The organism is Streptomyces sp. NPDC056222 (assembly GCF_042264065.1).
Lineage (GTDB): Bacteria > Actinomycetota > Actinomycetes > Streptomycetales > Streptomycetaceae > Streptomyces.
In genome coordinates, this window is the sequence record NZ_JBHJTL010000066.1 from 22,776 (window position 1) to 46,575 (window position 23,800).

The following is a 23,800-nucleotide window of genomic DNA, read 5'->3' on the forward strand; positions in this document are numbered from 1 at the left end:
AACAACAGTTGATCTTCAAGAGGGGTGTGGGCACGATGACCGCCCGATCCATACGCGGCGCGGCCGCCGCGACGCTGGCCGGAGCACTGGCCCTCACCGCGGCGGCCTGTTCGAACCCGGGCGGGACCGCCTCGGGCTCCGGCGGCCCGAAGGATTCCGCGGTCGTCGGCATCGCCTACGAGCCCGAGACCCTCAGCCCCCTCCTCGGCTACGGCAAGGACGGCAACTCCAAGATCTTCGACGGCCTGCTGGCCTTCGACGGCGACATGACGCTGAAGCCCGCCCTCGCCCTGAAGCTGCCCCACATCAGCGACGGCGGCCTCACCTACACGTACACCCTCCGCGACGACGTGTCCTTCAGCGACGGCGTTCCCTTCACCGCGAAGGACGTCGTCTTCACGTACCGGACGATCCTCGACCCGAAGACGAACAACCCCTCCCGCACCGAACTCGACGCCCTCAAGAGCGTCGAGGCGGTCGGTGACGACACCGTCGTCTTCCGGCTCAAGTACCCCTACGCGCCCTTCGCCGAGCGCACCGTCCACGCCATCGCCCCCGAGCACGTCGCCGCGAAGCAGGACGTCAACACCGGCGCCTTCACCACGAAGCCGATCGGCACCGGACCGTACGTCCTGAGCGACTGGTCCAAGGGCGAGAAGCTCAGCTTCAAGGCCAACGCGACGTACTGGAACGGCGCGCCCCGGGTGAAGCAGTTCACCATGGCGATCATCAAGGACGACGACGTCCGCGCCACCCGGCTCCGCGCCGGCGACCTGGACGCCGCCATCCTGCCGCCCAACCTCGCCGCGGGCTTCGAGAACGACAAGACGAAGAAGACCTTCGCCGCGAAGACCTACGACTACCGGACCGTCACGCTCCCGACCCACAACAAGGTCACCGGGGACACCGCCGTCCGCCGCGCACTCGACGTCGCCGTCGACCGGCAGACCATGGTCGACAAGATCCTCGAAGGTGCCGGAAAGCCCGCCTACGGACCCGTCCCCACCGACAGCGAGTGGTTCGCCAAGGGCACCGAACGCCGCCACGACCTCGCGGGCGCCCGGAAGATCCTCGACGAGGCCGGCTGGAAGCCCGGCCCCGACGGCATCCGCGTGAAGAACGGCGTACGGGCCACGTTCCCGCTCTGGTACCTCTCCGGCGACAAGCTCCGCCAGGACCACGCCCTCGCCTACGCCTCGGACGCCAAGAAGGCCGGCATCGAGATCAAGACGCAGGGCGGCACCTGGGAGGTCATCGAGCCCCGGATGAAGACCGACGCGGTCCTCGCCGGCGGCGGCTCGCCCGGCGACCCCGACTTCGACCAGTACCTGCTCCTGAAGTCCACGCTCGGCGGCGACGGCTTCAACAACATGGCCTGGTACGACAACAAGGCCGTCGACAAGGCTTTGGAGGACGGCCGCCGGACGAACCAAGCCGTCAAGCGGCACGCCGCCTACTCCACCGTCCAGCGCGAGCTCGTGAAGAACCCCGGCTACACCTTCCTCACCCACATCGACCACCTCTATGTGGTGAGCGACAGCTGGAACGGACTCTCCACCCAGATCGAGCCGCACGACCACGGCCTGGCCTCCGGCCCCTGGTGGAACGTCGAGGCGTGGATCCCCAAGGACGCCGAGAAGTGAGCCGGCGCCTCCCCTGGGGGGCCATGGCCCGGATGACGGGACGGCGGGCCCTGTTCGCCCTCCCCGTCCTCCTCGCCGTCACCTTCGCGGTCTTCGCCGTCGCCGCCGCCTCCCCCTTCGACCCCGTCAAGGCGTACGCGGGCACCGCCGGGCTCACCGCCTCGCAGGAGAACCTCGACCAGCTCCGCGCCAATCTCGGCGTCGACCAGCCCCTCGTCACCCGCTGGTGGGAGTGGCTCACCGCCGCCCTGCGCGGCGACCTCGGCGACTCCAGCGTCATGCGCCGGCCCGTCGCCGACGTCATCGCCGAGCGCATCGGCTGGTCCGTGCTCCTCGCCGCCACCGCCTTCCTCGTCGCCATCCTGCTCGGCACCGCGCTCGGCGTCCTCGCCGGCCGCCGCCGCGGCGGCCTCCTCGACCGGACCGTCAGCTCCGCCGCGTACACCCTGGAAGCCGCCCCCGCCTTCTGGCTCGGGCTTCTCGCCATCTGGTTCTTCGCCCTGAGGCTCGGCGCCCTGCCGGCCGGCGGTCTGACCGACACCGCCAGCGACACCGTCACCGCCGACCAGGTGATCAGCCACCTCGTGCTGCCCGCCCTCGTCCTCGGCGTCTCCCAACTGCCCTGGTTCTACCTGTACGTCAGGCAGGGTGTCGGCGACGCCCTTGAGGAGGACCACGTACGCGGCGCACGCGCGCGTGGACTGCGGGAGCGGACCGTCCTGCTCGGCCACGCGCTGCGCTCCGGCATGCTGCCCATGCTCACCCTGGTCGGCTCCCGCGTCCCCGAACTCATCACCGGAGCCCTCCTCGTGGAGACCGTCTTCAGCTGGCCCGGCATCGCCGCCGCGACCGTCCAGGCCGCCACCTCCGTGGACTTCCCGCTGCTCGCCGCGCTCACCGTGCTCGCCACCGCCGCCGTGCTCCTCGGCAACCTCCTCTCCGATCTGCTGTACGGGCTCGCCGACCCGAGGGTGGGCTTCGATGGCTGACCGTCGGGCCCGCCGTGTACGGCTGTGGACCTCCGCGGTGATCGTCGGCGCGGTCGCGCTCGCCGTGCTCCTCGTACCGCCGCTCGTCCAACTCGACGAACAGGCCGTCGACCTGTCCCTGAAGCTCCTCCCGCCGTCCTGGGAGCACCCCTTCGGGACCGACGACGTCGGCCGCGACCTGCTGCTGCGCTGCGTCTACGGGCTGCGGATCTCGCTCCTCGTCGGCCTGGTCGCCGCGCTCGTCGCCACCGTCATCGGCACCGCCGTCGGCGCGGCGGCCGCCTCCCTCGGCGGCTGGACCGACCGGGTCGTGATGCGGCTCGTCGACGCCTTCTCCTCCGTACCGCACCTGCTGCTCGGCATCTTCATCGTGGCGATGTTCCGGCCGGGCGTGTGGCCGGTCATCGTGTCCGTCGCCCTCACGCACTGGCTCTCGACCGCCCGGATCGTCCGCTCCGAGGTGCTCTCGCTCCGCTCGCGCCCCTACATCGACGCGGCGATCTCCGGCGGCGCCTCGCGGTGGCGCGTGACCGCGCGCCATCTGCTGCCCGCCGTCCTGCCGCAGGCCGGGCTCGCCGCCGTCCTGATGGTGCCGCACGCCATGTGGCACGAGTCCGCGCTCTCCTTCCTCGGCCTCGGCCTCCCCAGCCACCAGGCCAGCCTCGGCAATCTCGTGCAGTCCGCGCGCTCCTCGCTGCTCGCCGGGGACTGGTGGCCGACGCTCTTCCCCGGCCTGCTGCTCATCGTCCCGACACTCGCGATCGCCGGCCTCGCGGGAGTGTGGCGCGACCGGCTCAACCCGCGCCGCCGATCGGAGCTGACGCTGTGAACCCGCGCCTCGTACGAGCCCTGGAGGCCGTCACCGCCGAGCGAGCCGACGAGGCCGTCCTCAGCGTGCGCGGGCTCTCCGTCCGCTTCCGGATGCGCGGCGGACGGCATGTCGCCGCCGTCACCGACGCGGACTTCGACCTTGCGGCGGGGGAGTGCCTGGCCCTCGTCGGCGAGAGCGGCTGCGGCAAGTCCGTCCTCGCCTCCGCGCTCCTCGGACTTCTGCCCGGCAACGCCGAGGCGTCCGGCACGGCGCTGCTCGACGGCGTCGACCTGCTGGCCGCCGACGAGCGGACCCTGGCCCGTACGGTACGAGGACGGCGCGTCGGCCTCGTACCGCAGAGCCCGGCCGCCCATCTCACTCCCGTGCGGACCGTGCGCGCCCAGCTCGAGGAGACCGTCCGCGAACTGACCGGGGCTCCGCGCCGGGAGCGGCGTGCCGCCGCCGAGGCCGCCGCCGAACGGGCCGCCTTCCCCGCCGGCCACCTCGACCGCCATCCGCACGAACTCTCCGGCGGCCTCGCCCAGCGCGCCGCGACCGCCCTCGCGCTCATCGGCGACGCCCCGCTCCTGCTCGCGGACGAGCCGACCACCGGCCTCGACCGCGACCTGGTCGAGCGGACCGTCGACGAACTACGCCGCCACGCCGACGAGGGCCGGGCGCTGCTGCTGATCACACACGACCTGGCCGCGGCGGAACGCATCGCCGACCGGGTGGCGGTCATGTACGCCGGCCGGATCGTCGAGACGACGGCCGCCCACCGCTTCTTCGGCGAGCCGGGCCCGCGCCACCCGTACGCCCGGGGCCTGCTGAACGCACTGCCCGACCGTGCGTTCACCCCCATCCCCGGTATGCCGCCCGAGCTGACCGCACTGCCGCCCGGCTGCGCGTTCGCCCCGCGGTGCGCGCGGGCGACGGAGGTCTGCGGCACGCTGCCGTCGCCGCTCGCCGGAGTGGCCTGCCACCACCCGGTGGGACAGGGCCCCGATGCGTAGCGGCCCGACCGAGCACCCGCCACGGCACGCCGACGCCTCGGGGTCGAGCCCCGTCGGCCCGGGCCGTGAGGCGCGCGGTGGCGTGGAGCCGTGGTGCCTGCTCGGGCGTGTCGGCGCGTCGGGGTCGAGCCTCTTCGGCCCCGGCGGTGGGGCGCGCGGTGGCGCGGACTCATGGGGCCCGCCCGGGCGCGTAGGCGCGTCGGGGACGAGCCCCGTCGGCCCTGGCCGTGAGGCGCGCCGTGGCGTGGAGCCGTGGTGTGTGTCCACCCGTCGGCCTGAGGCGGCCCGTGGCCGCCTCCCCGCTCCCGTCGCACCAGGAGTGCCCCGTGCTTGAACTCGATGCCATCACCGCCGGCTACGACCGCCGCACGCCGGTCTTCCGCGGCGCCTCGCTGACGCTCGAACCGGGCGAGTCGGTCGGCCTGCTCGGACCCAGCGGGTGCGGCAAGTCCACGCTCGCCCGGGTTGCCGCCCTGCTCCACCGGCCGGAGGCCGGCCGCGTCACGATCGACGGACAGGAGGCGCGAGGCTGGCGCCACCGCGCCCCGCGCGCCCTGCGGACCTCCGTCGGCGTGGTGTTCCAGCAGCCCCGGATGTCCGCAGACCCGCGGCTGCGGCTGCGCGATCTGATCGCCGAACCCCTGCGGGCCGGCCGCCGCCGCGCGGAGATCCCCGAACGGCTCGCCGCACTCGCCCCCACCGTCGGCCTCACCGACGACCTGCTGGCGCGCCGCCCCCACGAGGTCAGTGACGGACAGCTCCAACGCGCCTGCCTGGCAAGGGCGCTGGTGCTCCGCCCGCGCTGGCTGGTCTGCGACGAGATGACGGCCATGCTCGACGCCTCGACCACGGCGGCCCTCGTCGCCGCGGTGGAGTCCTACCGCGCGGAATCAGGCGCCGGGCTGCTCGCCGTCGGACACGACCGCGTCCTGCTCGACCGCTGGTGCGACCGCACCGTCGAGTGGTCCGACTGTGTGGCGGTCTGACCTCGAATTCTCTTGCAAGTGGATCGTGCTGAGGGCAACTGCCATGCCATGATGGTGAGTTATGACGCCAGGGGAGGGTGTGACGAAGCGCGAGATCCACATCAGGCCGGTCCAGGAGACATCACGCAGTGATGTCGACGCCCTGCTGACCTGGCTCACTCGCGAGCCGATCGTGAAGGAGAAGCTCGAGAAGGGGGAGTTACGGGTCGAACAGCGGGCCACGCCGGACGAGCACGGCACCCCGATGGGCCTCGGGACCGAGATCGTCCTTGTCGTCCTCCAAGGGGTGACCGGCGTCATTCTCGTCGAACTCCTGGAGCAGGCGAAGTCCGCCGTGCGGGAGTGGCAGGAGAACCGTCGATCGGTCGGCGAGGACGATCCCCCCGACTTCGACGTCACCTCGGACGGCGATCCGAGGTAGCCCGGTGGCGCGTTTCGACCCGCGCGGAAGGGTGAATCACGCCCTGCTCGTCACGGTGCCCGAGTACACCTCCGATCTGCCGCCGGATCCGTCCGGCGTGCTGGGCGACATCGCGGCCGTCCGGCACAACAGCACGGAGCTGGAGAGGGCGCTGCGAACGGGCGGGGTGTTCCGCGAGGAGGACATCACCACCAGCAGCCCGGCCGGTTCCGACCTGTTCTTCCGCGACCTCATGCGCGCCCGGGACCGGGCGGACGGGCTCCTCCTGCTGTACTTCGCCGGACACGGTCTGGTGTCCAGCTACAACGAGCCGGACGAACTGTGGCTCGCCATGCCCCGCACGACGATCGTGCCGGGAGATCCACCGGCGTTCCTGCAGGCGGTCCGCTGGAGCGAGGTGCTCCCGGCCCTGTGCCAGGCCCGGGCCGAGCAGGTGGTGGTCGTCCTCGACTGCTGCTACGCCGGCAACGCGTCGGCGGCCTGGAACAAGCTGCCCGCGGACCATCGCGGGCGGATCTCGCTGCTCGCCTGCGTGCAGGCGAACGACAGGATCGACGCGGGGGACGCCGGCACGCCCACACCGTTCACCGCCCAGTTGGCTCGCGTGCTCGTGGAGGGTGTCGACGGTGCCGGCGGTGAGGTGAGCTTCAGCGCGCTCTCCGACGCGCTCAGGACGTACATGTCCACGCACCACACCACCCTGCGCAAGAAGCCGACCCCGTGGGTGCCGCAGAGCTGCGCCGCCGAAGGTGCCGATGTCGTCCTCACCGCGGCCGATGTCGAGCCTCCGCAGCCCCCTCCGCCTCCGCAGCCCCCTCCGCCCGACCCACCGACACCGAGCGGGCGATGGCGTCGTGTCCCCGTCCTGGCCTGGGCGGCCCTGGCCCTGTCCCTGGCCGTCGTGGCGGGATTCGCCCTCTACCGCGCCATGCCGACGAGCCCGTGCACTTCTCCCCTGGAACTGAGACTGCTCGTCGACTCGGACTCCGAGCCGACCGTACGCAAGGCGGTCAACGAATACCTGGAGTCGCCCGCCAACCAGGACGACGGCTGCCGACGCAGCGGCATCACCGTCTACGGCGCCAAGGCCGCCGACGCCGTCGCCGCCTTCCGGGACTCCTCCCGCTTCTGGCAGGACCCCGACGCCGAGACCAACCCCCAGCGGGACGTCGGCCCCCAGCCGGACATCTGGATTCCCGGCTCGGCGGCAGCTGTCGACCGTGCCCGCTCCTACGTCGGCGGCGGATCGTCGGTGGAGCTCACGGCGCACAAGCCGTTCGCCCACTCCCCGATGGTGCTGGCGGTCCCCGCCCAGCTGGCGGAGGGATCGGAGAAGGACCGGATCGGCCGCCCGCTCGCCCAGTTCGTCGAGGCGCTGACCCAGCGCGCCGCCGACGCCGTCGTGGCGCGGAGCGACCCGGAACACACCGACTCCGGACTGCTCGCCACCGTGGGCCTGTACGGGAACCGTCCCGGCGCCGCGGCCGGCGTGGAACGGGGCCTGGCGCCCGGACGACCGCTGCCCGACGGCCGTGCGCTGCTGTGCGAGCTGCCCAAGGTGGCCGCCGTCGACACGAAGACCGCCGCGCTCGTGCCGGAGCACCTGCTGAGGACGGGGGTGGGCTGCGGGCGCCAGACCCGGACTCCCCGCGTGGCGGAGTACCCCGCCGACGTACCCCGACTCACCCTGCCCTTCGTGCGGGTTCACTGGGACGGCGGCGATCAGGACAAGGCGGCCCGGGACGATGCCGCGGACCGCTTCCGCCACTGGCTGACCGGCCCGGAAGGAGTGGCCGTGTTCACGGCCGACGGCTACCGCGCGGGGCCGGGCGACGCGCAGGCCCCTGCCTCCCCGGCCGCCTCGCCCCCCGCCGCAGGCACGCTCGCCGACCCCGGGCGGCTTCCGGACGCGGGCGACGCCAAGACGATGAACGCCGCCCTGGAGGGGTACCGCAAGGCCAACGGCCCCGGCAGGGTGCTGTTCCTGCTCGACAACTCCGGTTCGATGAGAAGCGCGTGGGACGGCCCCGGCGGCGGCCCGGGGATCATCCAGCAGTCCCTCGGCGGGCTGGGCGGCCAGGACGAGTACGGCGTGTGGACGGTGTCGTCGAAGCCCGGAGCCGCCCGCCCGTACACGCCTCTGCTGAACCTCGGTACGCACAAGAACCGCGACGAGGCGAGGAGGACCGTCGGCGGGGCCCGGATCGCGGACAACGAGGCCGATCCGTCCCGGGCGTTGAGCGCCGCGGTGACCGCCATGAAGGCGGAGGAGGAGGGGGACGACAGCCGGCCACGGCTGATCGTCTTCGTCACGGACGACGAGGACAACACCCGTCTCACCGGCGACCGGCTGGAGGGACTGGTCGCGACCCTCGGGCAGGCCGGGGTCCCGGTCGTCATGGCGTCCCTGGACGTCGGCGGCTGCGCCAAGGGTCGGCCCGACGAGCGGATCGCCGCCGTGAGCGGTGGGCGGTGCCTGGACGGCTCGGGGGACCTCATCGCCGGGCTGCGCGACGAGGTCGCCAGAACCGGTACAGGGGAGGGGACATGACCGCCCGCGCATCCCGTCGCACCACCACCTTCCTTCTCGCCGGTCTTCTCGCGCTGGGCGCGTGCACGGGCGAGGGCGGCGATCCGCCCGAGAACGCGACGGACTCCGGTGCGCCGCTCCTGGTCGCCAGCGGCCGGGACGTCACCGGCAAGGGGGGCATCCGCGAGAAGCTGATCAAGGAGTGGAACGCCAGGCCGGGCAACACCCACCAGGCGCGCCTGGTCGAACTGCCGGGCTCCGCCGACCAGCAGCGCAGTCAGCTGCTCGGCGCCCTCCAGTCCGGCAGCGCCCGGTACGACGTGGTCAACCTGGACGTCACCTGGGTGCCCGAGTTCGCCGAGGCGAAGCTCGTCCAGGAGCTGGACGCGGCCCTCGTGGGCGACGACGTCATCGACTCCGTGGCCCGTACGGCCCGTTGGAAGGACAAGACCTACTCCGTCCCCTTCAACACCGACGTCGGACTGCTCTACTACCGCCGCGACCATCTGGAGCGGGCCGGGGTGCAGGAGAAGAACACCCGCCTCGACGAGAACACCACCTGGGACGACGTGCGCGACCTCATCAGGACCGTCGATCGGGCCGACCTGCCCGGTGTCGAGGCGGGGTGGACCAGCCAACTCGCCCCGTACGAAGGCCTGACGGTCAACGGCATCGAGGCGTTCGCCTCGGTCCTCGAAGACGGACTCACCGACGAGAACGGCCGCTACACGGCCACCGTCGGCGGCCTCGAGGACGGTCTCGAGGAGCTGCGCGACCGTACCGAGAGCTCCTACCTCCTCCCTGCCGCCACCGGCTCCGACGAAGCCGCGTCCCTCACCGACTTCATCGACGGCAGGACGACCTTCCTGCGCCACTGGCCCTACGCCTACCGCACGTTGCACCAGTCGCTCACCCCCGAGAAGCTCGGAGTCGCCCCGCTCCCCGGCAAGGCGGTCCTCGGCGGCCAGAATCTCGCCGTCACCACGTCCGCCACCGGCGCGCGCGCCGATGCGGCGCGGGATCTGATCACATTCCTCACCGACCCGCAGAGCGAACGCTGCCTGCTCGACGCGGGCTTCGCCGCCACCCGGGAGTCCGCGTACACGGAGGACGCGGTGTCCTGCCGGCTCCCGGCGGCCTCCGGGCCCTCGCCGTCGGCGGAGAGCGCCGACCGTATGCCGCGTGAGGAAGGGCGCCCGCTGTACGCGCGGACCACCCTGCTCACCGCCTTGAAGGGCGAGGCCGTCACCCGCCCCCGCACCCCGCACTACGGGGCCTTCACCCAGACCTTCACCACGCATCTGAGCAAGCTGTTCGGCGACAGTCCCCCCGACCCCAAGCACCTCGCGGGGGAGCTGGACAAGGCACTGCGACACGCTCTGCCCGAGCCCTCCTCGTGAGCCGGTCCCACCGCAGATGAACCGCCGCGGCGGGAACGTCACCCGTTCGGCAGGCATGCCATACGGCCGGACGGCGCCCCCGCTGCGCCACACTGGCCGCCGAACGCCGCGATTCCGGCGCGGCGCAAGGAGGGTGTGGGCGATGGCCGTGTCCGTTTCTGTCGTACTGCTGCTGCTCGTTCTGGCGGTGATCTTCCTCCGCAACGGCGGTCTCAAGTTGTCCCACGCGCTGGTCTGCGCCCTGCTCGGCTTCTTCCTCGCCGGCACGAGCATGGCGCCGACCATCCAGAACGGGGTGGCCGCCACCGCCAACGTGGTCAGCAGCCTCAAGCCCTGACGCACCGTTCGACGCAACGTTTCGCGATCATGAAGTGCCCATGAAACCACGGGCATTTGCATGTACATCTCACGAACTCGGGCCTAACGTCGGCCGCCGGCGCGACCGACGTACGCACCCGAGGAGCCGCATTGACCACCCCCCGAAGACGAGCCCGTGTGCTCGCCCTGATCGCCGCGGTGAGCGCGACCGCCCTCGCGCTCGCCACCCCCGCCGCCTTCGCCGACGACATACCGCTGGCCCCCGGCCACCGGCTGGTCGACCACTACGACGGCGCTCCCGCCACCGCCCTGCCCGTACCGGGCGCGCCGCCCGCCCAGCACCCGTACCTCGCCCCCAACGGACGCAGCGGGATGCACGCGGACGGCGCGGGGAGCGGCACCCACCCCTTCTCCGGGCCGCTCGGACGCGACCCCAAGGTGTCCAGCGAGAGGATCGCCGCACTCGGCGGCGAGTGCGCCACCGTCACCTTCGACTCGGCCGGCCGCGTCCTCACCGTCTGCGGCACCTTCTCCGGCTTCCTGCTCAAGCTGCTCGACCCCCGCACCCTGGACACGCTCGCCGAGTACCAGCTGCCGCAGCGCTCCTCGACCGTCGAGGCCATCACCCGCCTCGACTTCGAGAAGATCTTCAAGGACACCTCGGGCGGCGCCTACTTCTACCTCGACAACCGGGACCGGGTCGTCCTCGCCGACTCCCGCCAGCACATCCTCCGTATCGCGCACAGTCAGAAGCCGGACGGGAGCTGGCAGTTCACGGTCGAGGACGACTGGGACCTCACCTCGCTCGTCCCGCACGACTGCGTCAGCTGGACCAATCTCTTCCCGAGCGGCGTCTGCGACCCCGTCACCTCCGTCATGCCCGACTGGGACGGCCGTGTCTGGTGGGTGACCCGGCTCGGCAGGGTCGGCACGGTCGACCCCGCCACCGGCACGCTCCGCTCGGTCCGGCTGGTCGGCGAGGAGATCCAGAACTCGTTCTCCGTCGCCCGGGACGGCGTCTCCATCGTCTCCGACCACGCGCTCTACAGCTTCCGCGCCGACGCCGACGGCACCCCGCGGATCCAGTGGCGCCAGACGTACGACCGGGGGACCGGCACCAAGCCCGGCTCGGTGAACCAGGGTTCCGGCACCACTCCGGACCTCTTCGGCGTCGGTGACTCCTACGTCGCGATCACCGACAACGCCGACGACCGGATGAACGTCCTCGTCTACCGACGCGGCACCGACGTCCCCGACGCGGATCGCCTGGTCTGCAAGGTCCCGGTCTTCCGCTCCGGCACCTCGACCACCGACAACTCCCTGATCAGCTGGGGCAACAGCCTCGTCGTCGAGAACAACTACGGCTACGAGAACCCCACGACGCTGACCTTCGGCCGCAGCGTCGTCGGCGGGGCGACCAGGATCGACGTCCGCCGCGACGGCAGCGGCTGCGACACCGTCTGGGAGAGCGACGTCCGCTCGCCCTCCACCGTGCCCAAACTGTCCACCGCCAACGGCCTGTTGTACTTCTACGAGAAGGAGCCGAACGCCTTCGGTATCGACGCCTGGTATCTGACGGCGGTCGACTTCCGTACCGGGAAGCGCGCCTGGAAGCGGTTCACCGGCACCGGTCCGGCGTACGACAACAACTGGGCCCCGATCACCATCGGGCCCGACGGGACGGCGTACATCGGCGTCTTCAACGGGATCGTCGCCGTGCGCGACGCAGCCTGAGACACGGCGGCCCGCCGAGTCACGGCGGCGGCCGAGACACGACGGTGCCCGGGACCGCTGGGGTCCCGGGCACCTGTCGTACCCGTCTCAGACCATCGCGGGCATCTCGCCCTCGGTGGTCTTCACGTCGATCACCGCGAACGCCGCGCCCTGCGGGTCCATGATCGCCGCGAACCGGCCGAAGGGGCTGTCCATCGGCCCGAAGACCTTCTGGCCGCCGAGCTTCACGGCCCTGTCGACCGCCTGGTCGCAGTTGTCGACGGCGAAGTAGACCTGGATGTACGACGGGACCTCGGCCGGGAAGTCCTCCGCCGTCATCTTCATCCGCCCCAGGACCGGCATGTCGCCGCCCAGGTCGAAGACCTTGTAGTCCATGGTGTCGTCGACCATCTTCTTGGCGTTGTAGCCGAACACCGACGTGAGGAAGTCGTCCGACTTCGCGGGCTCCCGGGTGAAGACCTCTGCCCACACGTAGGAGCCCGGCTCGCCCTCCAGCTCGAAACCCGTGTGGGAGCCGGGCTGCCAGACGCCGAACATGACGCCGGCCGGGTCCTGGGCCAGGCACATGGAGCCGAAGTCACCGACGGCCATCGGCTCCATGACGACGGTGCCGCCGCTGCTCCTGATCTTCTCGGCCGTGGCGGCGACGTCCGGCGAGGCGTAGTACAGACACCAGGCCGACTGCGGGGAGCCGTCCTGGCCCGGCATGGGCGGGACGACGGCCGCGACGGCCTTGCCGTTCTTGTAGGCCTGGGTGTAATTGCCGAATTCCGAGGACGATTCGCCGAAGGTCCAGCCCAGCACCTCGCCGTAGAACGTCTTGGCGCCCTCGACGTCGGTGAACATCGCGTCGGTCCAGCAGGGTGTGCCTTCAGGTCGTGCGGCCATGACGGTGACTCTCTTCCGATCGATGAGGTTCTCGATGGCGTTGCCGTGACCCACGCTAGCCAGCACGGGCGCGCCCCGCTCGGTGACGGTGCGTGTCCGTGGCGGTCAGTCGCGCGAGAAGATCCCGATGCCGTTCGGTACGGGACGCTCGGCCCCTCCGGCGGGATGGTTGCGCACGGTGACGGCCGAGGCGTCCGGGTCGCGGGCGACCAGCGTCGAGGAGCCACCCCCGTCGAGGCTGAACGCGTCCACGGCACCCACGCCCGCCATGACCGAGGCGACCTCGGCGATCGTGAGCCCGGTGCGGTGCTCGGGCGACCCGTCCAGTGCCATCAGCAGCAGCCGGCGCCCACGATCCATGACACCGGCCGCCGAGCGAACGGCGGAGGTGGTGGCGTCGAGGCCGGGCAGCGGCTCTCCCGAGCGCAGCACCGGATAGCCGCCGACGGCGAAGCGGTACGGGACCCGGGAGCCGTCCGCGACCAGCCGATGGCGCACGCCGACCCGGTCGCCGACGGTCAGCGAGCGCAGTCTCCGCGCGCCCGCCTCCCGGCCGACGAGTACCTCGGTGCCGTCGGCGATCGTGCCCCGGCCGGGCGTGCCGGCCACCGCGAGGACCCTTCCGTCGCGCACCGTCACCTCGTACGTCTCCGCACTGCACGGCGCCGCGCGGTCCGTGTCCGTACCGCAGGTGGCGCGCAGCCGTGAGGCGGCGCCCCAGTCGGAGGTGAACACCCCGACCGAGTCGACGGGCAGCGCGTACTGGTTCAGGCCGCCGAGCGCGAGCCCGCCCCGGGGTGTGGAGACCGCGCCGTCCAGGGTGAGCCGGCCGAGCCGGGCCCGGCCGTCGACGCCCACGCCCAGCACCTCGCGCGTGTCGGTGCCCGGTGGCAGGGCGGGGCCGAAACGCTGTCCGGTCGGCACCGCGGCCTTCAGCGCCCGCCCGCCGGCGATCGCGGGACCGACCGGCGCGCCGGTCGCCTCGACGCCAGGGTGCTGGGTCTCGGTGATGTTGAAGAAGTCCCCGTTGACCCCGGCGACCGCGCCGCGCGTTCCGGCGAGCACCGACAACGGGGCGCGCGCTCCGACGGCCCCCGGCGTCAGCAGATCGATGTCGACGCCCGACTCGCGCAGATCGACGGAGAGCAGATGGACCCGGGCCGGCCCGCCGAGTGCGGCCACGTCGAAGGAGCGGTACGCGACACCCCGCGCGACCTCCGTCCAGACGGCCTCGGCCGTGCCCGGCGTGGCCCCGGCCAGCAGGGCGCACCAGGCCAGCAGGACGGTCGCCAACGCGCGCGTACGCGTACCCGGACCTCGCACGATTCCCCCCCCGGCGTCCCGTCAAATCTCCCAGGATCCGGAAGAGTTGACCAGACCCCCGTTCCGGTCGAGCGGCTAGGAGCCGACCAGGCGGGAACGGATGAGGAAACGGACGCCTTCCGGGGCCTCCAGGGAGAACCCGCTGCCCCGCCCCGGTACGACGTCCACGATCAGCCGCGTGTGACTCCACAGCTCGAACTGCGCCGTGGACATCCAGAACGGGACCGGCTCCGCGACGCCGGCGACCTCCAGGGAGGCGAGCAGCACGTCCGAGGCGCCGGTGCGGAACTCCCCGTCCGGATAGCACATCGGCGCGCTGCCGTCGCAGCAGCCGCCCGACTGGTGGAACATCAGCGGGCCGTGCGACTCCCGCAGCCGCCGCACCAGGTCGGCCGCGGCGGGCGTCAACTCCACACGTGCTCCGGGTCGATCCATCTCCCGCCCCTTCCTCGTGGGTCCTTCGGTGGTCCAGAGAACACCGGCGGAGGTTGCGAGAGGGTTGCGTCCGCCGAAATCGTCCGCGCCTCTAGGAACTGACGATCCGTCAGGTTACTCTTCCCCGCATGATTCCGACCGTTGTCTGGGGCACCGGAAACGTCGGCCGCGCGGCCCTCAGGGCCGTCGACGCCCACCCGGCGCTCGCACTCGCCGCCGTCCTCGTCCACGATCCGGCCAAGGTCGGCCGGGACGCGGGCGAACTCGCCGGTCTCGACCGCGCCCTGGGCGTCCCGGCGACCGACGACATCGACGCCGTGCTCGCTGCCCGCCCCCGAGCCGTGGTGTACGCGGCGTCCGGCGACATCCGGCCCGACGAGGCGCTCGCCGACGTCGTCAGGGCCGTCCGCGCGGGCGCGGTGGTGGTGACCCCCGCGCTCTACCCGCTCTACGATCCGCGCAGCGCCCCGCCGGAGTTCCGGGACCCGGTGCTCGCCGCCGTCGCGGAGGGGGGAGGCTCGCTCTTCGTCTCCGGCGTCGACCCCGGCTGGGGCAACGATGTGCTCCCCCTGCTGATCAGCGGCCTCGGCACCACCGTGGACGTGATCCGCTGCCAGGAGATCTTCGACTACTCCACGTACGAGCAGGAGGACTCGGTCCGCCACCTCATCGGCATGGGGCACCCGATGGAGTACGAGCCCCTGATGCTCGCCCCGTCGATACCGACCATGGTGTGGGGCGGTCAGCTCCGGCTCATGGCCCGCGCCCTCGGCGTCGAACTCGACGAGATCCGCGAGACCCTGGAGCGGCGCGCCCTCGACACCACGGTCACCACCCGGACGATGGGCGTCTTCGAGGCCGGCACACAGGGCGCCGTGCGCTTCGAGGTGCAGGGCATCGTCGGCGGCGAACCCCGCATCGTCGTCGAGCACATCACCCGCATCCACCCCTCCTGCGCCCCCGACTGGCCGACGCCGCCCGACGGCACGGGAGCGCACCGGGTGGTCATCGAGGGACGCCCGCGCATCGAGGTCACGGTGGAGGCGAGCGACGAGGGCGAGAACCGTTCCGCGGGCGGGAACGCGACGGCCGTCGGCCGACTGGTGAACGCCGTCGACTGGCTCGTGGACGCGAAGCCCGGCCTCTACGACGCGCTCGACGTCCCGCTGCGGCCCGCAGTGGGCCGACTGGGAAGGAAACGGCCATGAGAATCGACGTACCCGACGGCAGGCACCCGATCGAATACGTGTGGGGCGACATCGTCCCCGAGATCGGGACGGCCGCCGCGAACTTCTCGCTCTCGGTCTACGCCCATACGACCCTGGGGCTGCGCGAGTTCGAGGCCGCGCGGCTGCGCATCGCGCAGATCAACGGCTGTCTGTTCTGCCTCGACTGGCGGACCGACCGCGACGGCGAGAAGGTCGAGGAGTCGTTCGCGGACGCGGTGACCCAGTGGCGCACCACCGATGACTTCGACGACCGTACGCGGCTGGCCGCGGAGTACGCCGAGCGGTACGCCCTGGATCATCACGGTCTCGACGAGGACTTCTGGACTCGTATGACCGCTCACTACAGCCAGCCCGAGATCGTGGAGCTGACGATGAGCATCGGCTCCTGGTTGTCGTTCGGGCGGCTCAACCGGGTGCTGGGCCTCGATGCGGTGTGTGTGCTGCCCACCCAGTAACCTCAGAGATCGGTGGCGATGATCTTCTCGATGTTGCGTTCGGCGAGCGCGGTGATGGTGACGAACGGGTTGACGCTGGTGTTGCCGGGGATCAGCGCGCCGTCGATCACATAGAGGCCCGGATGGCCGTGGAGGCGACCGTAGTTGTCGGTGGCGCGGTTCAGCACCGCGCCGCCGAGCGGGTGGTAGGTGAGGTGGTCGCCCCAGATCTTGTACGCGCCGAAGAGGTCGGTGCGGTAGATCGTGCCCTCCTTCGCGTTGATCTTGTCGAAGATGGTCTTCGCGGCGTCGATGGACGGCTGTTTCCAGGCGGTCTGCCAGTTGAGGTCGACGCGGCCGGCCGCGGCGTTCCACGAGAAGGCGGCGCGGTGCGGGTTCTTGGTGATCGACAGATAGAACGAGGCGTACGTCTCGATCCCGGTCGGTAGCGGCGCCACCTCGGCGAAGGCCCCGCCCGCGGCCCAGTTGTCGATGCCGGCCGTCGGCATGGACGACTGGAGCTTTCCGGTCGGGTCCCACATGTGGTTCGCGCGGCCGCACATGACGTTGCCGTTGTCGCCCCAGCCCTGGCCGATCTCTCCGTTGAGGAGGGGCAGCGCGCCGGTGGCCCGGAGCTTGGTCAGCAGCTTGCTGGTGCCGACGCTGCCGGCCGCGAAGAACACCCGGTCGGCGACGGCGGAGGTGGTGGCCGTGACGTTCCCGCCGCTGTCGAGCACGTCCATGACGACCGTGTAGCCGCCGCCCGACGCCGGGGTCACCGACGTCACCCTGTGCAGGGGTGTGACGGTGACCCGGCCGGTCGCCCGAGCCTGCGCGAGATAGGTCTTCTGCAGGGTCTTCTTGCCGTGGTTGTTGCCGTAGAGCACCTCGCCGGCCAGGGCCGACCTGGGCACGGCGCCGGCCTGCTCCTGCTTCATGTACTCCCAGTCGTAGACGTTGGGCACGAAGACGAACGGGAAGCCGGAGCGCTGGGCGTGCTTACGGCCGACCCGCGCGTACTGGTAGCAGGCGGCGCTCTCCCACCAGGCGGGGTCGACGGCGGTCACCCCGAGGCCGGCGTTGGCGCGGGGGTAGTAGACGTCGTACATCTCGTCGGCGTTCACGGAGGGCAGGATCGCCCCGAAGTTCTCGCGCCGCGGCGTGACCGCCATGCCGCCGTTCACCAGCGAACCGCCGCCGACGCCCCGGCCCTGGTAGACCGTGATGCCGCCGAACTCCTCGGCGTCCAGGATGCCGGTGTGCCTGGGGACGTCCTTGTCGAGCGGGAAGCCGAGGAACTGGCTCAGCGGCTGCTTGGTCCGGGTGCGGAGCCAGAACGAGCGGTAGTCGGGGGTGGTCGTGTTGGCGAAGATCTTGCCGTCGGGGCCGGGGGTGTCCCAGGCCATGCCCATCTCGACCATGCGCACGTCGACGCCCGCCTGGGCGAGGCGCAGCGCGGCGACGGAGCCGCCGTATCCGGTGCCGATCACCAGAGCGGGGATGCGGGCCTGCGTGGTCGATCCGTAGGCGTGTGAGGGGAGCGCCAAGGCGCCGAGAATAGAACCTGTTCCCGTGATGAATCCACGGCGTGAGACAGCCATGTTGTTCCTCACTGTCGGGTGGAATGGGAACGAGTTCTACTGCCGCCCGGATGGGAAGTCACGGCATACCGATTGGTAACTTTTGGGTGGATCGCTCAAGAATGATCGGGGCAAAGCCGACATTCTGAGGAGTTGGAGAACCGCTGAGCCCGGAGCGCCCATGTCCCTGCCGACTCTCGCCCCCGAGACCGTCGACCGCGCCGCCGCGCGGCTCTACGACACCGCCGCCTGGCAGGAGATCGTCCGGCACTGGGGCACCCCCGCCGAAGCCCCGCCCGCCCCCGAGGGAGCGCCGCCAGCCCCCGAGGACTGGCGCCGGCTGCTCACCGTCCCCGTCGACCAGCTCGTCGCCACCGCCCTCGCCGGCCTCACCACGCCCCCGCCCACCGAACGGCGGCTCCCCGGACGCCTCGGCGCGGTCCTGCCCGACCGGCTGCACACCTGGCGCCGCATCGGACAGGCCGACCTGCGCCCCTCCACCCACCTCGCCCACGCCCGCCTCGTCCTGGTCGAGTGGGGCTGGCAGAACCGCCCGTACCGGCTCCGGGACGCCCGGGGCGCCCGCTGCCTCTGCGGCGCCCTCCTCACCGCGCACCGCCTCGGCTACGGCAGCGCCGACACCATGAACCGCTCCGCCGCCTGGATCGTCACCGAGCTGCGCGCGCAGGGATGGACCGGCCTCATCGGCCCCTGGAACCGAGCGCCGGGACGTACCGCGGACCAGGCCCTGGCCCTCCTCGACGCGACGATCCGCCGGGCCGCGCACGCCGGCGAGTGACCTCCCGGAGGGGACGCCCCGCGGTCACTCCACGCTGTCGGACACCGTGAAGAGCCCGCCGTCCGGATCGCGCAGCGTGATGCGCCGGCCGTTGCCCGAGGGGAGTACGGCCGAAGCGGTCGTACCGCCGGCCTTGAGGGCCGTCTCGGCGGCGATGTCGACGTCGGGCACCCGGAAGTGCACATGCCAGCGCGGCCTGACCTGCGGATCGGGGGCCGCCTCCACCGCGCCGCCGAACAGCCGGGCGACGGTGACGCCCGCGTGACTCAGCACGACGTGGTCGTCCTCGTAGGAGACCTGGCAGCAGCCGGGCCGCTCGCCGGCCCAGTCCAGCACCTCGGCGTAGAAGATGGCCGCGTCGAAGGCGTTCCTCGTCCGCAGCTCCAGCCAGGCCGGGGCGCCTCCCTTGCCGACACTCCAGTCGGGGATCACCTCGCCCTCCCAGATGCCGAAGACGGCGCCCTCGCGGTCGGAGGCGAGCGCCGCCCGCCCCGTACCGAACCGCAGAGGCCCGACGGCCACGGTGGCGCTGCGCTCCCGGATACGGGCCGCGGTCACATCGGCGTCGTCGACGGCGAAGTACGGCGTCCAGGCGACCGCCACGGCCAGACGTGGCGCCAAGGCGCCGATCCCGGCGACGGGCGCCCCCTCGCTCATGGCGACGGAGAACTCCTCACCCAACCGGGTGGGCCGGAAGTGCCAGCCGAAGACGGCACCGTAGAAGGACTCGGCGGCTCGGAGATCCCGGGCCATGAGACTGACCCAACAGGGGGCGCCGGACACCGCATGGCTCGAGGTCGACACAACCTTCATCCATCCGTCGTGGACGCGTGATCGTTCTCATCCCACCGTACCCCCGACGAGATCGCCATTCCGGCGGGCCGTCCCGGTACGGAGTGCGAAGCGGCCGAGGGTGAGAAAACCTTGAAAGGTGACGGACGTGCGCGCCGCGCTACGAGAACCGCTGGCCGACCTGCTCGCGCGGCGCAGGGACCCGGTCGTCGTCCAGACCCTCCGGTCCACCGCCGCGGCGACGATCTCCTATGTCGTCGCCCTCCAGCTGAGCAGCGAGGCAGCCCCGCTGACCGCGCCGCTCACCGCCCTGCTCGTCGTCCAGGTGACGCTCTACTCCACGCTCAAGACCGGGATCCGCCGCGTCAACGCCGTGGTCGTCGGCGTGATCATCGCGATCGCGTTCAGCGCCCTGGTCGGGCTGACCTGGTGGAGTCTCGGGCTGATCATCCTGGCCTCGCTGGTGGTGGGCCGGTTCGTGCGCGTCGACGAGTTCGTGCCCGAGGTCGCGATCAGCGCCATGCTCGTCCTCGGCGTCACCCAGGTCACCAACACCGCCTGGGACCGGGTCCTGGAAACCCTCATCGGGGCCGTGGTGGGCCTGCTCTTCAACATCCTGCTCGTGCCACCGGTCTGGGTCGGATCGGCGGGGGAGTCCATCGAGGACCTGGCACGGCGGATGCGGCAGCTGCTGCTGCGGATGGGTGAGGAGGTCGCGACCCAGGCCCCCGTCGCGTATGCCGCCGCGCGCAGGCACGAGGCGCGGCTGCACGAGGCACGCCGGCTCGACAACGACGTGGCCGACGTCGACGCGGCGCTGCGACAGGCCGAGGACAGCCTCCGCCTCAATCCGCGCGTCAAGGAGGGACTTCTGCACCGCGTCGTCCTGCGCACCGGGCTCGACACCCTGGAGATCTGCGCCGTCGTCCTGCGCGTCCTGGCCCGTACGCTCGCCGACCTCGCCAAGGAACGCAGGGAGGAGGAACTCTTCCCGAGAGACGTGGCGATCGCGCTCGAAGACCTCCTGGCGCGTGTCGCGGACGCCCTCGTGAGCTACGCCGTCCTCGTCACCGCACGCGTCAGCGCGAACGCCGACGCCGCGGAGGAACGGCTCGCCGGGGAGCTCGTCGCGACCCGCGCGGTCCGTGACCACGTCGCCGACCTGCTGCTCCGGGGCGTCCTGCGGGACCCCCGGCAGTGGCAGCTCCACGGCGCGCTGCTCGCGGAGATCGACCGGATCCTCGACGAACTGGACCCCGGCCACCGCGGCCGCCGCCTCATGGAGGAGCTCGACCGCCACTCGCGCGAACGCGCCGCGAAGCGCACGCCGCTGTCGGCCCTGCGGGACCGCCTCGAGGTCTAGCGGAACGAGGTCGAGGCGGTGTCCTGCTCGAGGTCCCGCCCCTCAATGCCGGTCGTTCATCAACTCCTGGAACGAGCTCATGCAGGGGGTGCAGTGACGGTCGGTCCTCTCGCGCTCTTCGAGGGGCTCCTCGTGGAGGGACTGCCCGCACAGGGCGGTCGCGGTGCCCATCGCGGCCACGTGCCAGACGAAGATCCCGTCTCGGGGCGCTATGCCGACGTGCATTTCGTACATGGTCGTCTCCATGCTCGGCGGACGTGTTCCTTCTCCAGTGCACCGGACGGAGGGGTGGTTGCACGCCTGGAGGGGGGCTGTTCGGGTGACGCCGCCGCGACCGCGACCAGGCTGGCCCGGTGCCGGATGGCTACCCTGGTTCTGGGGGCGTGGACGGCGACCGGTCGGAGGCGACCCCATGAGACGACGCCACCATTTCCACATCGACCACGCGGGGCACTCGGTCAGCGTCACCATCCAGACGGGCCACACCGCGGTGGTGGAGGTCCTCGTCGACGGCAAGGAGACGGGGCACGCCACGTCCGGGCACGGCCACCCGGTGGCCGTGCACATCGAGCTGCCGACCGAACCGCCGACCCCGGCGACGGTCCGTGCGGCGCCCGGTCCCGGTATCCCCCGCTGCGTCCTGGAAGTGCCAGGCGTCGAGCCTCAGGTCATGTCCCCGCGCCTCTACTGACGGCCGGCAGGCGCAGGACGAAGCGGGACAGGGACCCGGCCGCGCCCGGAGGCAGCCAGGGACCGGAGTCCAGGCCGCCGATGCCGTCCGCCGGCCGCGCCGTGCGGCGCAGCTCGTCGGTGGTGTCCGTCTCGTCACGCAGGGGCGGTCACGGCGAGCATCCGCAGTGAGGCGACCGGCGTCCGCAGGTCATGGGCCGCGTCGGCGAGGAACGCCTCCTGCTGACGACGGAGCCGGCGCACCCGCCCGGTGGGCGTGAGGGCCGCTCTCGTTCCGCGCCCTCGGGAACCGGCCGGTGGTCGGCCCTCCCGTGCGACGTCGTCCCCGCCCGGCGGCCCTCGCACGGTTCCCTCGACAGCCGTCGGCCGGGGGTCCCGCGTCGAGACGGGACCGGTTCGGCGCCCGGTACGTACCAGCCGGAACGAAGCGCCGCATCGAGGCGGAAACCCTCCCCGACCGGCGCCCCGTCAGGTCAACACTCTGTAACGCCAACGGGCTTGTCGGACAGAATCCTTCCTTCCGCACGGCAACGTCTGGGATCTTGCGTCCACCCCACACATCACACGGCCAGGTCGGCGCCACCAGCGCCACCCGGTCATCGGAGGACGCATTGTTTTCCCACATATCCAGCCGGCTGAGACTCTCGGTCGCGGCCGCCGCCGCTCTCGGCGCGGCCGTCGCCCTCGCCGCCCCCGCCCAGGCAGTGGAATCGACCACCCCTGAGCCCTCCGGCGCCTCGGTGTCGAGGGCGGCGAACGTCGCCGCCCCGGCCGCCGCCTGGGCCGCCGGTACCCGCGCCTACCTGGTCATCACCGCGCCCGGTGACACCACGGCCGTGCGCAACGCCGTGGCGAGCAACGGCGGTTCGGTCTTCGCCTCGTACGACGCCATCGGCGTCATCGTCGCCCACTCGACGTCCACGGGCTTCGCCTCGACGATGCGTACGGTCGCCGGCGTCCAGCAGGTCGGCGCCACCCGTACCTCCGACGTCCCCGCCGATGCCTACAACCCGGCGCTCCCCGCGAACCCGGCGCAGTCGCCGACGACGCTCACGGAGTCCAACCGCTGGGACATGACCCAGATCAAGGCCGACCAGGCCTGGGCCGTCACCACCGGTTCCGCCTCCGTCAAGGTCGGCATCCTCGACACCGGCGTCGACGACCAGCACCAGGACATCGCGCCCAACTTCAACGCGGCCGACTCGGTCTCCTGCGCCTACGGCAAGGCGGACACCCGCGCCGGCGCCTGGCGGGACGTCGGCACGCACGGCACGCACGTCGCCGGCACCGTCGCCGCCGCCAAGAACAGCAAGGGAGTCATCGGCGTCGCGCCGGGCGTGAAGATCTCCTCGGTCCGTATCGCCGAGCCGACCAGCAGCCTCTTCTTCGCCGAGAACACCGTCTGCGGCTTCATGTGGGCCGGCGACCACGGCTTCAAGGTCACCAACAACAGCTATTACACGGACCCGTGGCAGTTCAACTGCCCGGACAACGTGGACCAGGCCGCCATCATCGAGGGCGTCAAGCGCGCCCAGGCGTACGCCGAGGGCAAGGGCTCGCTCCAGGTCGCCGCGGCCGGCAACTCCAACTACGACCTGGCGAACAAGACCACCGACAGCGAGAGCCCCAACGACTCCACGCCGGTCACCCGCACCATCACCAACGCCTGCATCGACATCCCGACCGAGCTCCCGGGTGTCGTGACGGTCGCGTCGCAGGGCAACGGCGGCGCGAAGGCCTCGTACTCGAACTTCGGCAACGGCGTGATCGACATCGCGGCCCCGGGCGGCGACGGCGCCTCCGGTGTCTACTCGACGCTCCCGGGCGGCAAGTACGGCAACATGAACGGCACGTCGATGGCCTCCCCGCACGTGGCGGGCGTCGCCGCGCTGATCGCGAGCGTGAACCCGGCGTTCACCCCGGCGCAGATCCGGGACCAGCTGGGCGTGCAGGCCACGGACCGCGCGTGCCCCTCGGACACCCGCTGCAAGGGCACCACGACCAAGAACGGCTTCTTCGGTGAGGGCGCGGTCGACGCGCTGAAGGCCGTCGGCGGCTCCACCCCGCCGCCCGGCGCGTACTTCGAGAACCTCGCCGACGTCACGATCTCCGACAACGCCACCGTGGAGAGCTCGATCACGGTCAGCGGCGTCACCGGCAACGCGCCGGCCACCCTGAAGGTCGGGGTGGACATCAAGCACACCTACATCGGTGACCTGAAGGTCGACCTCGTCGCCCCCGACGGAACCGTGTACACCGTGCACAACCGGACCGGCAGTGGCACGGACAACATCGTCCAGACCTTCACCGTCAACGCCTCCTCCGAGGTCGCGAACGGCGTCTGGAAGCTCCGTGTGAACGACAACGCAGCCCAGGACACCGGCAAGATCGACGCCTGGAACCTCACCTTCTAGGCCGAGAG

At 71.7% G+C, this 23,800-nt stretch carries 23 protein-coding genes; 16 read left to right on the forward strand and 7 right to left on the reverse strand.

The genetic code is table 11. From position 1 onward, the window contains the following. Positions 1 to 35 precede the first annotated feature (35 nt). From ACFC0D_RS26530 to ACFC0D_RS26575, 10 genes are all read left to right on the forward strand, one after another. Positions 36 to 1,643, forward strand: a complete 1,608-nt coding sequence (locus ACFC0D_RS26530) for an ABC transporter substrate-binding protein (RefSeq protein ID WP_376440746.1) — start codon at positions 36 to 38, stop codon at positions 1,641 to 1,643. A gap of 23 nt (positions 1,644 to 1,666) precedes the next feature. Next, positions 1,667 to 2,632 (forward strand): ABC transporter permease, encoded by a 966-nt coding sequence (locus tag ACFC0D_RS26535; RefSeq protein WP_376440805.1) that lies wholly within the window; start codon positions 1,667 to 1,669, stop codon positions 2,630 to 2,632. Continuing rightward, complete coding sequence (locus ACFC0D_RS26540; RefSeq protein ID WP_376440749.1) at positions 2,625 to 3,461, forward strand: ABC transporter permease; 837 nt, start codon at positions 2,625 to 2,627, stop codon at positions 3,459 to 3,461. Before ACFC0D_RS26535 ends, ACFC0D_RS26540 begins: the two co-directional genes overlap by 8 nt. Before the next feature lie 92 nt (positions 3,462 to 3,553). After that, positions 3,554 to 4,456 (forward strand): ABC transporter ATP-binding protein, encoded by a 903-nt coding sequence (locus ACFC0D_RS26545; RefSeq protein ID WP_376440808.1) that lies wholly within the window; start codon positions 3,554 to 3,556, stop codon positions 4,454 to 4,456. Between the two features lie 326 nt (positions 4,457 to 4,782). Next, on the forward strand, positions 4,783 to 5,442 hold the full coding sequence (locus ACFC0D_RS26550; RefSeq protein ID WP_376440751.1) for an ABC transporter ATP-binding protein: 660 nt from the start codon (positions 4,783 to 4,785) through the stop codon (positions 5,440 to 5,442). Positions 5,443 to 5,521: 79 nt separating this feature from the next. Further along, positions 5,522 to 5,863, forward strand: coding sequence for a hypothetical protein (locus tag ACFC0D_RS26555; RefSeq protein ID WP_376440754.1), 342 nt, complete (start codon positions 5,522 to 5,524; stop codon positions 5,861 to 5,863). Between the two features lie 4 nt (positions 5,864 to 5,867). Next, entirely contained in the window at positions 5,868 to 8,414 is a 2,547-nt protein-coding gene (locus ACFC0D_RS26560; RefSeq protein WP_376440756.1) for a substrate-binding domain-containing protein, read from the forward strand. Further along, the gene (locus ACFC0D_RS26565; RefSeq protein WP_376440758.1) at positions 8,411 to 9,793 is read left to right on the forward strand and encodes an extracellular solute-binding protein; all 1,383 of its coding nucleotides are present in this window, start codon (positions 8,411 to 8,413) and stop codon (positions 9,791 to 9,793) included. Before ACFC0D_RS26560 ends, ACFC0D_RS26565 begins: the two co-directional genes overlap by 4 nt. A 142-nt stretch (positions 9,794 to 9,935) precedes the next feature. Next, on the forward strand, positions 9,936 to 10,130 hold the full coding sequence (locus ACFC0D_RS26570; protein ID WP_329112937.1) for a hypothetical protein: 195 nt from the start codon (positions 9,936 to 9,938) through the stop codon (positions 10,128 to 10,130). Between the two features lie 131 nt (positions 10,131 to 10,261). Next, entirely contained in the window at positions 10,262 to 11,845 is a 1,584-nt protein-coding gene (locus ACFC0D_RS26575; RefSeq protein WP_376440761.1) for a hypothetical protein, read from the forward strand. An 87-nt stretch (positions 11,846 to 11,932) separates the two neighbouring features. Here the strand turns inward: ACFC0D_RS26575 and ACFC0D_RS26580 are convergent, their stop codons facing one another. From ACFC0D_RS26580 to ACFC0D_RS26590, 3 genes are all read right to left on the reverse strand, one after another. Next, positions 11,933 to 12,733 carry a VOC family protein gene (locus ACFC0D_RS26580; RefSeq protein WP_376440763.1) on the reverse strand — a complete coding sequence of 267 codons (801 nt, stop codon included), beginning with the start codon at positions 12,731 to 12,733 and terminating at the stop codon, positions 11,933 to 11,935. Between the two features lie 105 nt (positions 12,734 to 12,838). Then, on the reverse strand, positions 12,839 to 14,056 hold the full coding sequence (locus ACFC0D_RS26585) for a phosphodiester glycosidase family protein (protein ID WP_376440766.1): 1,218 nt from the start codon (positions 14,054 to 14,056) through the stop codon (positions 12,839 to 12,841). 75 nt (positions 14,057 to 14,131) lie between these two features. Further along, entirely contained in the window at positions 14,132 to 14,491 is a 360-nt protein-coding gene (locus ACFC0D_RS26590) for a DUF779 domain-containing protein (protein WP_376440768.1), read from the reverse strand. A gap of 128 nt (positions 14,492 to 14,619) precedes the next feature. Here ACFC0D_RS26590 and ACFC0D_RS26595 point away from each other — a divergent pair, with 128 nt between their 5' ends. Together ACFC0D_RS26595 and ACFC0D_RS26600 are read left to right on the forward strand one after the other, a co-directional pair. Continuing rightward, the gene (locus ACFC0D_RS26595) at positions 14,620 to 15,699 is read left to right on the forward strand and encodes a dihydrodipicolinate reductase (RefSeq protein ID WP_376440771.1); all 1,080 of its coding nucleotides are present in this window, start codon (positions 14,620 to 14,622) and stop codon (positions 15,697 to 15,699) included. Then, complete coding sequence (locus ACFC0D_RS26600) at positions 15,696 to 16,175, forward strand: carboxymuconolactone decarboxylase family protein (RefSeq protein ID WP_376440773.1); 480 nt, start codon at positions 15,696 to 15,698, stop codon at positions 16,173 to 16,175. The genes ACFC0D_RS26595 and ACFC0D_RS26600 overlap by 4 nt, the downstream gene beginning before the upstream one ends. 2 nt (positions 16,176 to 16,177) lie before the next feature. On the opposite strand, the gene ACFC0D_RS26605 is transcribed toward ACFC0D_RS26600, so the two are convergent. Further along, the gene (locus ACFC0D_RS26605; protein ID WP_376440776.1) at positions 16,178 to 17,755 is read right to left on the reverse strand and encodes a GMC oxidoreductase; all 1,578 of its coding nucleotides are present in this window, start codon (positions 17,753 to 17,755) and stop codon (positions 16,178 to 16,180) included. A gap of 160 nt (positions 17,756 to 17,915) precedes the next feature. Between ACFC0D_RS26605 and ACFC0D_RS26610 the strand changes: the two genes are divergently transcribed. Beyond that, entirely contained in the window at positions 17,916 to 18,533 is a 618-nt protein-coding gene (locus ACFC0D_RS26610; RefSeq protein ID WP_376440779.1) for a hypothetical protein, read from the forward strand. 24 nt (positions 18,534 to 18,557) lie between these two features. Here ACFC0D_RS26610 and ACFC0D_RS26615 read toward each other — a convergent pair whose 3' ends face one another. Further along, positions 18,558 to 19,286: a VOC family protein gene (locus ACFC0D_RS26615; RefSeq protein ID WP_376440782.1), complete on the reverse strand. Its 729-nt coding sequence runs from the start codon at positions 19,284 to 19,286 to the stop codon at positions 18,558 to 18,560. Positions 19,287 to 19,464: 178 nt separating this feature from the next. Between ACFC0D_RS26615 and ACFC0D_RS26620 the strand changes: the two genes are divergently transcribed. Continuing rightward, complete coding sequence (locus ACFC0D_RS26620; protein WP_376440785.1) at positions 19,465 to 20,688, forward strand: aromatic acid exporter family protein; 1,224 nt, start codon at positions 19,465 to 19,467, stop codon at positions 20,686 to 20,688. A 42-nt stretch (positions 20,689 to 20,730) separates the two neighbouring features. On the opposite strand, the gene ACFC0D_RS26625 is transcribed toward ACFC0D_RS26620, so the two are convergent. Continuing rightward, on the reverse strand, positions 20,731 to 20,922 hold the full coding sequence (locus ACFC0D_RS26625; protein WP_376440788.1) for a hypothetical protein: 192 nt from the start codon (positions 20,920 to 20,922) through the stop codon (positions 20,731 to 20,733). Positions 20,923 to 21,100: 178 nt separating this feature from the next. On the opposite strand from ACFC0D_RS26625, the gene ACFC0D_RS26630 reads away from it, so the two are divergent. Then, a complete protein-coding gene (locus ACFC0D_RS26630) occupies positions 21,101 to 21,379 on the forward strand; it encodes a hypothetical protein (RefSeq protein WP_376440791.1) in 279 nt (92 codons plus the stop codon). A 134-nt stretch (positions 21,380 to 21,513) separates the two neighbouring features. On the opposite strand, the gene ACFC0D_RS26635 is transcribed toward ACFC0D_RS26630, so the two are convergent. Continuing rightward, positions 21,514 to 21,621, reverse strand: coding sequence for a histidine kinase dimerization/phospho-acceptor domain-containing protein (locus ACFC0D_RS26635; protein ID WP_376440794.1), 108 nt, complete (start codon positions 21,619 to 21,621; stop codon positions 21,514 to 21,516). 368 nt (positions 21,622 to 21,989) lie between these two features. On the opposite strand from ACFC0D_RS26635, the gene ACFC0D_RS26640 reads away from it, so the two are divergent. Then, complete coding sequence (locus ACFC0D_RS26640; RefSeq protein WP_376440797.1) at positions 21,990 to 23,792, forward strand: S8 family serine peptidase; 1,803 nt, start codon at positions 21,990 to 21,992, stop codon at positions 23,790 to 23,792. Positions 23,793 to 23,800: the final 8 nt, after the last annotated feature.